The 11,530-nt window shown below is 38.1% G+C and carries 12 protein-coding genes; 8 read left to right on the plus strand and 4 right to left on the minus strand.

The annotated features are described in order from the left end of the window. The first annotated feature begins 535 nt into the window (after positions 1–535). A complete protein-coding gene (locus tag F6K22_RS15970) occupies positions 536–1,378 on the plus strand; it encodes an ADP-ribosylglycohydrolase family protein (RefSeq protein ID WP_293099578.1) in 843 nt (280 codons plus the stop codon). 307 nt (positions 1,379–1,685) lie between these two features. Here the strand turns inward: F6K22_RS15970 and F6K22_RS15975 are convergent, their stop codons facing one another. The 4 genes from F6K22_RS15975 to F6K22_RS15990 form a co-directional block, all read right to left on the minus strand. Beyond that, on the minus strand, positions 1,686–1,985 hold the full coding sequence (locus F6K22_RS15975; RefSeq protein ID WP_293099580.1) for an RNA recognition motif domain-containing protein: 300 nt from the start codon (positions 1,983–1,985) through the stop codon (positions 1,686–1,688). Positions 1,986–2,609: 624 nt separating this feature from the next. Beyond that, complete coding sequence (locus tag F6K22_RS15980; RefSeq protein WP_293099582.1) at positions 2,610–4,016, minus strand: NAD(P)(+) transhydrogenase (Re/Si-specific) subunit beta; 1,407 nt, start codon at positions 4,014–4,016, stop codon at positions 2,610–2,612. Next, the gene (locus tag F6K22_RS15985; protein WP_094678584.1) at positions 4,016–4,306 is read right to left on the minus strand and encodes an NAD(P) transhydrogenase subunit alpha part 2; all 291 of its coding nucleotides are present in this window, start codon (positions 4,304–4,306) and stop codon (positions 4,016–4,018) included. Before F6K22_RS15985 ends, F6K22_RS15980 begins: the two co-directional genes overlap by 1 nt. 438 nt (positions 4,307–4,744) lie before the next feature. Further along, the gene (locus tag F6K22_RS15990; RefSeq protein ID WP_293099585.1) at positions 4,745–5,887 is read right to left on the minus strand and encodes a Re/Si-specific NAD(P)(+) transhydrogenase subunit alpha; all 1,143 of its coding nucleotides are present in this window, start codon (positions 5,885–5,887) and stop codon (positions 4,745–4,747) included. A gap of 2,187 nt (positions 5,888–8,074) precedes the next feature. On the opposite strand from F6K22_RS15990, the gene F6K22_RS15995 reads away from it, so the two are divergent. The 7 genes from F6K22_RS15995 to F6K22_RS42135 form a co-directional block, all read left to right on the plus strand. Then, positions 8,075–8,578: a DUF2808 domain-containing protein gene (locus F6K22_RS15995; RefSeq protein ID WP_375340162.1), complete on the plus strand. Its 504-nt coding sequence runs from the start codon at positions 8,075–8,077 to the stop codon at positions 8,576–8,578. A 123-nt stretch (positions 8,579–8,701) separates the two neighbouring features. Further along, positions 8,702–8,842, plus strand: a complete 141-nt coding sequence (gene rpmH, locus F6K22_RS16000) for a 50S ribosomal protein L34 (protein ID WP_293099591.1) — start codon at positions 8,702–8,704, stop codon at positions 8,840–8,842. 42 nt (positions 8,843–8,884) lie between these two features. After that, positions 8,885–9,295, plus strand: a complete 411-nt coding sequence (gene rnpA, locus F6K22_RS16005) for a ribonuclease P protein component (RefSeq protein WP_293099594.1) — start codon at positions 8,885–8,887, stop codon at positions 9,293–9,295. Next, entirely contained in the window at positions 9,267–9,656 is a 390-nt protein-coding gene (locus F6K22_RS16010; protein ID WP_293099597.1) for a PH domain-containing protein, read from the plus strand. Before rnpA ends, F6K22_RS16010 begins: the two co-directional genes overlap by 29 nt. 221 nt (positions 9,657–9,877) lie before the next feature. After that, complete coding sequence (gene yidC, locus F6K22_RS16015; protein ID WP_293099600.1) at positions 9,878–11,026, plus strand: membrane protein insertase YidC; 1,149 nt, start codon at positions 9,878–9,880, stop codon at positions 11,024–11,026. Beyond that, on the plus strand, positions 11,026–11,406 hold the full coding sequence (locus tag F6K22_RS16020; protein WP_363273671.1) for an RNA-binding protein: 381 nt from the start codon (positions 11,026–11,028) through the stop codon (positions 11,404–11,406). The genes yidC and F6K22_RS16020 overlap by 1 nt, the downstream gene beginning before the upstream one ends. Before the next feature lie 9 nt (positions 11,407–11,415). Beyond that, the coding region (locus F6K22_RS42135; protein WP_363273673.1) for a R3H domain-containing nucleic acid-binding protein at positions 11,416–11,530 on the plus strand (115 nt) is incomplete at its 3' end.

An 11,530-nucleotide genomic window follows, 5' to 3' on the forward strand; every position in this document is an offset into this window, starting at 1 on the left:
TTAGGATTGACTAATCATGAAAAATTTTTTCTTCTCTTGGTAGATTGGATATGGCTAGGAGACCTCGCCATCCCATCCTTACGGACAGCTCCGCTAACGACCGCTTTTTCCCCTTAAAAGGGGAGGCTTTAGACCACAATTTCTCGGTAGAGTTTAACCCTACCTTTATTATAGAACTTCACAAGCTAGTTCAACAAATAAATTTTAATCAGAGTTGACTTGAGACTCAGACAAACAAGTTAATTAATTTCATAATTCTGTCTAATATTATGTTCGGTTAAATAGTTATTATAATTAAAGTTCGTAGTAAGGCTTCAGCCTTATCTACAGTTCGGGCTGAGAGCTATACTACAAACAAAAACTTTATTATAAGTGATTATCTGCAATTCGTAGCTCCCCCGGAGGAGGCACATGATATCATTTCCTCTAAAATTTCTCTGAAATCATTATAATTAGAAATTATCTACCTAAATTCTGAGTCTAATCATCCGTACATCCGTGTCAAAATCTTTGTCGTGCTTTTACTAAATTAATTATGTTACTAGAACTTGCTATTGGTGATGCTTACGGTGCTGGTTTTGAATATGCAGATATTGAGTTAATTAAACAACAAAATAATCTATTTAATTATGTGAAGCACCCTCGCCATAAACTTATTCCCGGTTCCTACACAGATGACACTCAAATGAGCATTGCTATTGCTGAAATGATAATTTCTAGGGAACCTTGGACGCGAGAAAATTTAGCTAATAAATTTGTTGAAGCTTTTAAAAGAGATGAACGAGAAGGATATTCTCGAAAATTTTATGACTTTTTAAAACGAGTAGACAGTGGGAAACAATTTTTAGCAGAAATAATTGGTACAAGCGACAAAAGTGGCGCTGCAATGCGAGCTGCTCCTATTGGTATTTTTCCTACCATTAAAGAAGTTAAAGGAAAAGCAATTATTCAAGCAACTATTACTCATAATAGCCCTGACGGAATTGATGCAGCGATCGCCTCAGCATTAATGAGTCATTATTGTATTTATAACTTAGGTAAAAAAAGCCAATTAGGAAAATTTATTGAAACTCATGTTCCGGGAAAACCTTGGTCAGAAGCTTGGAATCAAAAAGTAGGTTCTAAAGGTTGGATGAGTGTTAGAGCAGCTATTACTGCAGTGCAAAGAAATGATAAAATGAGTACTTTATTGATGGATTGTATTAATTTTACAGGAGATGTAGATACAGTGGCAACTATAGCTTTAGCTGCCGGTTCCTGTAGTCAAGAAATAGTTCAAGATTTACCAGAGAATCTCAAACTCTTATTAGAAAATTGTAACTATGGGCGAGATTATTTGATAGTTCTAGATCGAAAACTGATGGCTATGAAAGTTTGAAGTAGAGGCAGGTTTGATAGATAAATTTAGGTGAAAACCAATAATTTATTTTCCTAACCTACTACTACAAAAGTAAATTCTACAAAACAAATTCTACAAAACTAAACAATTATAGGAGTTAATTTAGCCCGATACTATGAGTAGCTAACATTTGCTAACAATGCACAGTAAAACCTTATCTACTGAGGAGGTATATCCCAATGTCTACAAGAAAATCTTGTCAACGTTTTTACTACTTATGTCCCCTTGGTTGTCCGCTAAACATTTGTTAGCAAACTATTAACCCTAATAATTAGTTTTTTATGATTTAGTAGCGACCACCACCACCTCTGCGGTTATAACCTCCACCAGCGGGTCTTCTATCTTCACGAGGCTTTGCCTTGTTAACTTTTATATCACGACCCATCCACTCAGCACCATCAAGTGCTTCAATAGCAGCAGTTTCTTCATCCTCTGTACTCATTTCTACAAACCCAAAGCCACGTGGGCGTCCTGTTTCACGGTCAGTTGGTAACTGAACTCGCTTGACAGTACCATAGTCCTTAAAAACTTCAGATAGGTCTTCTTGTGTGACCTCGTAGGATAAGTTACCTACATAAATTGACATAGATTTTCTCCCAAATTTAGAGATGTGTAGAGATTTAGACTTCGGAGAGAAGCTTGCCAATAACGACAGGAAAGTAACCCTCAATATAAACAAACATTGCAACCGAACTTATTCTCATCTTGTATAATAACACAGTATATACTAAATATTCAGAGAATTGTGTGAAAATATTAAAATTTAACATTGTCCCGAAGTTGCGCTTGCGCGAGAACGCGGGATTACCGCTGTATCAGTTATAGGGACTTTCTACTACCTCTTGCAGAGGAGCTGCGCTTTTCATGTCCTGAACCGAAAGCGAAACATAGCACTTGACTCCGAGGCCGAACCTCTTTTTGGTCTTACTGTCGCTGCATAGACTAAAACTACTAGCGTAGTAGGCTTAATTTAGATACAATAGCACACTATTAGGAAAATCGCAACATATGACGTTTTAATCCCGACGCTCCTTTCCGGATTTCATATGAATTTTAACTTCTGAATTCATTAAAATTCCCGAAAAATGAACAATGGTTTGCTCCGTAAAACTACAGAAGTATTAACCATTGAACACTAATCGGGATTAACTACTAGAAGTAAGCGCCTTAAAACAACAGAAAGTTCGCCTACCAAAGTTAAATGTAAGCTTTAAAGTTGCTTGACCTCAGAAACCAACTTAGCAACCATATCCTTAGCACTGCCAAACAGCATCATAGTCTTATCCTTGTAGAACAAATCATTGTCCACACCAGCAAAACCAGTGCTGAGACCGCGCTTAATCACAATAGTATGCTTTGCCCTATCCACATCCAGAATGGGCATTCCATAAATAGGACTATTCTGGTCTGCACGAGCTGCAGGATTCACCACATCATTAGCCCCAATCACCAAGGCTACATCTGCCTGGTCAAACTGAGGATTAATGTCATCCATATCATATAACTGAGGATAAGGGACATTTGCTTCTGCTAATAATACGTTCATATGTCCAGGCATCCGGCCAGCAACTGGGTGAATAGCATACTTCACTTCAACACCCAATCCTTCCAACTGGTCTGATAACTCCCGGACAGAATGTTGAGCTTGAGCAACGGCCATACCATAACCAGGCACAATTACCACAGACCGAGCATAACCCAACATCATTGCACCCTCTTCTGGGTCAATACTATGAACTGTCTTATCAGTTTTGCCACCTGCACCAGCAGCAGCACCGCCACCTTCACCAGTACCAAACGCAGCAAATAGTACATTAGTTAAGGAACGGTTCATACCCTTACACATGATAACTGTAAGGATAATACCAGAAGCACCAACCAATGCACCAGCGATGATTAACATATTGTTCATCACCACAAAACCAGCAGCACTAGCAGCTAATCCAGAAAATGAGTTCAACAAAGAAATCACTACTGGCATATCACCGCCACCAATGGGGATAACAAACATTATGCCTAATACCAGAGATACACCTACCAATGCTAAAAACACAGGTAAGTTGAATGGGGTGACGCATAGATAAACACTGCCAACAATAAACCCACCAAATAATAGAGCATTAACAGGTTGTTGCAATGGGAAAGTGATTGGAGAACCACTCATAATTCCCTGTAGTTTAGCAAAAGCAATTACAGAACCTGTAAAAGTTACTCCACCAATTAATACGCCCAATAATGCTGTAATAGTAGTAGGTAGTGGGGGAGACTGAGCAACAGCTAGAAACCGCCAAAATTCACCTACTGCAACCATTGCAGAAGCTGCACCACCCAAACCGTTGAATAAACCAACCATTTGAGGCATGGCAGTCATTTCTACTTTGTAGGCAGCGATCGCTCCAATAATTGAACCAATAACGATTCCGATGAGAATCATCTCATAGTTCAAAACTTCTTTTTCTAGTAGGGTTGCCACAATAGCAATCAACATCCCTACTGATGCTAACAAATTACCATTCCGAGCTGTAGCTGGAGAACCCAACTTTTTCAGCCCCACGAAAAATAGAGATACCGCTACTAGGTAGCTTAACTGAATTCCGGTTGGTATAAAGTCGCTCATTATGCAGCCTCCTTCTTCTTGAACATTTGCAACATCCGGTCTGTTACTAAAAAGCCACCAACTACGTTAATGGTGGCAAAAACAACAGCAATTAAACCTAAAATCACTGTGACATTCCAATCTTTGTCACCAGCGATAATTAGTGCGCCCAAAACTGCAATTCCAGAGATAGCATTTGCTCCAGACATCAGGGGAGTGTGCAGAGTTGGTGGCACTTTGTTAATAACTTCAAATCCGGCAAATGATGCCAAGACGAATACGAATAAAGCTGCAATTAATGTTTCGCTCATAGTCTTTTCGCAGTTAATTGTTGACTTTTTGCTTTGAGAGCAGAAGGAAGAAGAAATTAGACAAGCAGCAAGAAGTTTAATCTTACCTTGTTTCAACTATTCAGTTTAGTAATTCCTCATTTCATTACCTAATGCTAGAATTGGTGAAATTAATCTTTCCTCATATTGCTATTAGCTTTCCTCAAAATCTTAACTTCCAATTTATTTGATAAAGTTAGATTTATTTGACCATTGAACTATTAGTAATTTTTTTCAAGCTTTGTTGTTACTAGACTTTAATAAATCATTTTTAGACAAAACTTTTTTTTGAGAAATTACAATTCACAGTCAAATCATAGCAATTAACCGTAAATTAATTACAATAACTAGCCTTTAGCCCTAATTGCTATATATTTTTTGAGTTGACAAACCTAGCAATACTTTTCAGTTGGGAATTATTTAACCACCAACAGCAACACCCAAAGCATCTTTTACCCTTTGATTGCGAATTTCACCAGCATGGGTGACACAAGCACCAGCGATGATGTCATCCTCAAAATCTAGATTTAGCTCTCCATCTTTAACCATCAACTTGAGTAAAGCAGAAATATTTTTAGCATATAATTCACTAGCGTGAACTGGCATAGTTGCTGGTAAATTTACAGGACCGATAATAGTCACGCCATTCCACTGTACATCTTTGCCTGCTTCAGTACATTCACAGTTACCACCCTGTGCAGCTGCCATATCAACTATTACTGCTCCTGGTTTCATTTGGTCTACCATTTCCTTAGTTACTAGCAATGGTGCTTTTTTACCAGGAACTTGAGCAGTCGTAATGACAATATCCGAAGCAGCAACGTGCTGTGTGAGAACTTCACGAGTATGTTGTTTAGCTTGCTCGGAAAGTTCTTTCGCGTAACCACCCTCAGCAACAGTATCTTCTTTGAGAGTCACATCTACAAATTTGGCTCCCAAACTTTGTACTTGTTCTTTAACTTCTGGACGAATATCAAATGCTTCTACTACCGCACCAAGACGACGAGCAGTGGCGATCGCCTGTAAACCAGCAACTCCTGCACCCATAACTAATACCTTTGCAGGTTTAATAGTACCTGCTGCTGTAGTTAACATGGGGAAAAACTTAGGTAAAGCAGCAGATGCCAGCAAAACAGCTTTATATCCACCAATATTAGCTTGGGAAGATAAAGCATCCATAACTTGCGCCCTACTGGTACGAGGGATCAGTTCCATACTGAATGCAGTTACTTTCTTTTCAGCTAAACGCTTTACAATACTGGGGTTTCCTAGGGGATCGAGGAAAGTAATAACAACACTACCTTCCTGCAATTTATCAATTTCTGATTCCTGTAGTACCCCTATTTTTAGGAGTACCTCAGTTTCACGCCACAAGGTGTCACTATCAGAAATTATCTTTGCTCCAGCTTGTTCGTAAGTTCCATCAAAGAAGAAAGATTTTTCTCCCGCACCTGCTTCTACCTGTATTTCTAGCCCCTGTTTAACTAACTTGGCTATGACATCAGGAACTAAGGCCACACGAGATTCATTGACCAGAGTTTCCTTAGCTACCGCTATTCTCATAAATTCTCCTTGTCTACTAAAGTTTGATTTCCTTACCAGGGAACCCTACCTAAAATTAATGGGCCTGAGTTAGCTAGCTATCTTATGGTTTTTTACTACTTGGTTCTTATTTAAAATTATTAGGCTGATATTTCGTTGCTCATTGCTATCTTTAACTTATCTTATGAATTCATGGTGGCCAGAGAAAAATCTAGTGACTTTTAATACCAAAAATTTGTGATTAAATTTGTCATTATCGAACCTATAACAAATTTCCATAAAATTCCTAATAAAAGGGAGTGTTAGAGAGTGAATGCACAAGTAAAGATTAAGACAGGGTATTGGATTAATCTTCAGTATGTTCGGTGAGTTACAGCTCCCAGTTAATAGTTTGGTTCGCGACTCATAAGTATTGTCGCCTAACCCACCTTACTGGACTGACACACCTAAAATTTTGCAATAGATAGGGGGGGTTTGGTGTTCAAATTAATACATCAAGATTCAATCAAATGAACCCGCCCTAATGCACACCCATTAGTTGTGTCGATCCACTACTCCTGGATTTAATATTCATTTTACAAACAGTCTCTTAGGTATGAGATTTTTGCTGATGGATCTCAAGATCAAGATTTTTAATTTGAAGCTTGAATTGAGCTAATACCATGCATGAAAAAAGAATGTTACGAATAATAAACAGTATTAAAAGACTCGATCGTCCATGTCTGTTTGACGAAAAAGATAAATTACGAAATCAAAAATGGTATCAAACCTATTAATTCTGACTCGATTCTCCTGACTTCCCCTCCCAGGAGGGGTTAGGGGTGGGTTTACTTTTAAGAAATAGCCTAACTATTTGTAGCAAAGATTTATCAATTTGGTATAAGTACCTCACTAGCTCAACATAATTAAATTTCACTATCTCCAAAGGGACTGGAACATACTGTGAGGAAGATATATTAATGGTTTTTGCTGATTAGACATAGGCGTGATAATTAAAAATCAAATCAATTATCGTACAGAAATCATTAATTCTTTCCCCCTATTCCCTACTCCCTACTCCCTACTCCCTCTTTTCCGGAGGGGTCTATTGATATTTTGTTATATAATTAGGGCTTGCTGATTAATTCTCGCGCGTATTCACAGATAAAGGCTTTAGCATTTTTTTGTCTTTAAAAAGTGCCAGCTTTTCGGTGAAAAGAGCTGCATAAAGCTAATATTTGGGGATGATTATGGCAAAAAAATCTAGGGACAATTTTTCTGACTACCTCCTCTATAATTCCCGGTTCTCCTGACTCGGTCCTCCTACCCTCACCCATAAGACTTTTTCAGCAAACCCTAATTATGCTGACTTTGCGCCCACCTAGTTAGGCAAAATTAATTACAAATCCTTTAAGTTTTTCTTGCCCTTTGCCTTTCTCTACGAAAAAATTTATCTAAACGTTGGTTGAAGACCCGCGCTCTCCATCTCCCCTAACCCCACGAGTGAAAGCTATCTCAGGAACTCCTGAAAACCTTGTGGTCCGTGTGGTCCGTGTGGGGGGTGTAGGAAGTGAGAATCTTGTCTGTAGTTCTCAAAAAAATGTCTGATTCAATAAACTTTTCTTCAGAAAAAGCATCTCAAAGGCTAATACATAACTTGTATATTTTGTCAAGTTTGATGTTAATTAAAGATGTTGATAAAGCATAGCTTTGAAAGGAGGGGAGGGGAACTCAGGGATGGGAAAAGCAATCAATGTTGCGGTTTGACCAATAGTGTGGTATAGTAGTGAAATTATGGCTGCTGGGCTAGTAGTGTCAGCGCCAATCTCTCATGGGAGAGATCCCTAGGCCGCGCTGGCCAGTCTTTAGGAGGGCGCCTTCAGACCGGAAAGATCCTCTACCTCTGAGGCTGGTGCATGGAAGCAGAAAGCCCTAATATCCCGATGCTTAGGAATTCCGCCCTGTATTGTAGAGCAGCCCTGGGTAGATGTCAATTGGTATGAATATTTATAAATTTGTCTGGCGCTGTAGTATAGTAGTCGCTGTTACTATCGCGGAAATTCTCACTCCTCTCAAATTTAGTCCGTGCTGCTTTATTTAACTTCTAAACTTCTGACTTCTGACTTCAGCTATAAAATCCCTAGCTGTATTTATAAAATCTTGATAAAGTTTTAGTGAAGAGATTTTAAAGTTAGAGAAAATTTTATGAAACGTATACTTTCTGCTTTGATGGTAAGTAGTTGCTTAATAACAGGGTTCTCGATGGCAAGTTTAGCTCAGGGAATGCCAGGATTTACATTATTTGGTGGGCCAGAACAGAAAAATCAGTTAAACTTCCGTTTAGATTCTGGTAAATCTGGGACTTGGGATCGTTATCGACTGCGAATACCAGCAAACAAATTAAATTTAGCAGTTGCCCAGTTATCAATTTTTTATCCTAATTACTATAAAGGTTCATTTGATACTGACGATATAGAAATTCGTGTTGGAGGAGGAAAATCTACAAAACCAGAATCAATACCCATAGATGAAGTAGTATGGGACAAAGAAAATAATTTTATAGAAATTTACCCTACTGAACCTATTCCTGCTGGTAATAAAATTGAGGTAGTTCTCAACAATGTAAGAAACCCTAGATTTGGTGGAATGTTCCACTTTAATGCCAATATCAGGACTCCTGGTGATGTACCTTTACTACGTTATATTGGCACATGGCTTTTGAGTATAGAGTAGAATATTTGAGTTGATAATAGAGGAGGAATTGACCCAGACTAACTTTATTAAGATATCTATGCTACAATTGCAGATTGTGACTTTAAATTATTATTTAGATTAGTGGTGAAGGAGTAGAGAAAAATGACTCAGCGAACCTTACATGGTACCAGTCGAAAGAGAAGAAGAGTATCTGGTTTTAGAACAAGGATGCGTACAAGAAATGGCCGAGCAGTAATTAGAGCGCGTCGGCAAAAAGGTCGCGATCGTTTGGCAGTTTATTAGAGAGTATTTTCATAATTTAGACAAGTTTGAATAAATCTCACCATGTTGCCTACAGAAAACAGGCTTCGTCAGAATAAAGACTTTAGTGCTGTATATCAGAAAGGAATTCGCAAAAATAGTTCTGATTTGGCTTTAAGGGCTCTTCTGTGTCATCAGCAAAGCCCGAAATTACCTCTAGATAAAGATAACTTGGAACCTCATAGACCTACTCGGATAGGCATTTCTATTAGCAAAAAGGTGAGCAAAGGAGCAGTAGTCCGAAATCGAATCAAACGCCAAATAAGATCGGCTTTGCGCCAAATGTTGCCATGTATATCAAGAGGATGGGATATCGTCATCGTGGTAAAACCAACAGCCCAAAAGTGCAATTATGATGAATTTCTGCAACAATTAGAGAAGTTATTGGCACAAGCGGAGGTGTTGCATGGGTATTCGAGAGGAAGCCTTCTATGAGGGTGGTCCCCATATAGGAGATTTAATCTTTAATTTATTAATTGGCCTAACAATTATTGGCCTGCCTCTAACTGTTGCGGCTATTGTTAGGGCCTTGTGGCTAAGGTATCGGATTACTAATCGCCGAGTTTCAGTCATAGGGGGCTGGATGGGACAAGATCGTACAGATATTGTTTACTCAGAAATTGTCAAAGTGGCCAAAGTTCCTAGAGGATTAGGGGCTTGGGGTGATTTAGCAATTACCCTGAGAAATGGTAGTCGCTTAGAACTAAGGGCAATACCAAGATTTAGAGAAATTGAAGCTTACATAACTGAAAAGATGATGGCAAAAACTCAAAAAGCGGATAGTGCTACTAATTAATTGATAATTGATAATTGATAATTGATAATTAGAGATGGTTTTCATTATCCACTATTCATTATCCATTTCCCTATTCCCTACTATATAATATCAACCTAGTAAAAATGCTGATAAATTATTAGATTTACAAGTAGTTAACTAGATGTGTGAATTAGTAGTAACAAATAATTTCAAATCGTCAAAATTAGAAATATCACCAGCCCCAAGGTAGACATAAAATAATGGATTTTGGTATAGGATTTATTTCCAACAACATAATGCTGCCGATCCTAGACTTTTTCTATGGGATCGTACCAAGCTATGGTCTAGCAATTGTAGCCTTAACTCTTGTAATTCGTGCAAGTCTCTACCCATTAAATGCTGGGTCAATTCGGAATATGCGTAAGATGAAAGTTACGCAACCTTTGATGAAGAAGAGACAAGAGGAGATTCAAAAACGCTATAAAGATGATCCACAAAAACAGCAGGAAGAAATGGCTAAACTGATGAAAGAGTTTAATCCATTGGCAGGATGTCTGCCACTGCTATTTCAAATGCCCATACTTTTTGCTTTATTTGCAACTCTGCGTGGCTCGCCTTTTACTAATATCAATTATACTGTAGATTTACAAATATTTCCTCAAGAACAGCTAGAACGAATTCAACCACAGGCTTATACAACTTCACCTCAAAATATATATATTAATGATGGTGTTCACTACCCAATTTTGGCTTTGATGCCTAGTGGTAATAAGTTAGTTGTTGGAGATAAAACTCAGGTTGAGTTTCAAACAGAACAAGGAAAATCTTTAGCAACTTTGAAAGAGGAATATAATCAATCTGAAATCCAACCATTATGGACTGTTACTAAAGGTTCTGAAAGGGTTCAAATAGATCGAGATGGAAATTTAGTAGCTTTACAATCAGGTGAAGCGACAATTCAAGGTACAATTCCAGGAATTGCAGCAAATAAGGGGTTTCTATTTATTAAAGCCCTTGGTCGTGTCGGTGCCTTTGATGATGATGGGACAATTCACTGGGACATATTAATTATGGTAGTTGGTTTTGGAGTTAGCATATATGCTAGTCAGACAATATCAGGTCAAGGAGCTGGAGCTAACAATGCTAATCCAAATCAAGACTCTATAAACAAAATTACTCCAATTCTATTTTCAGGAATATTTCTGTTTACTCCCTTACCAGCGGGTGTGCTACTTTATATGCTGATAGCTAACATATTTCAAACTATTCAGGCATATATTTTATCCAAAGAACCATTACCTGAAAATCTTCAGAAATTAGTAGAAGAGTCACAACCAAAAACAACAAAAACAGGAAAGGGAAGAGAAGCACTACCCTTTGAACCAGGACGTTCTAAGAAGAAAGCTTAATGCTAGTAATGAGCGATAGTTATATAGATCGAGATCAAGGACTAGATGAAGGACAGCAATGGCTAGAGAAACTGCTAAACTTAGCAAAAATTCCCGCCAAAGTCATAGCTCAACAACAAGAATATTCCTATTGGTTGATAATAGATGAAACTAACCTGACACCAGAACAAATTTCTGTTCTAGTGGGAGTTGATGGTAAAGTAATTGATGCAATTCAGTACCTCACCAATACAATTCTGAATATAAATAATCATGATTCAGAACAAAATTTGGCCTACACTGTGGAAATAGCAGGTTATCGAGCTCGTCGCCAAGAAGAATTATTATTAATGGCTGAGTATGCAGCTAAAAAAGTACGTTTGACTGGTCAGGAGTATTAGTTAACATCTCTGTCTTCTACGGAACGTCGTCAAATACATACTATGCTCCAGGACTGTGAAGATCTAGAAACTTACAGTCATGGACAGGAACCAGACCGCCGTTTAGTCGTAAAAATTAGAAACT

This window comes from Okeania sp. SIO2F4, assembly GCF_010672385.1.
GTDB lineage: Bacteria > Cyanobacteriota > Cyanobacteriia > Cyanobacteriales > Microcoleaceae > Trichodesmium.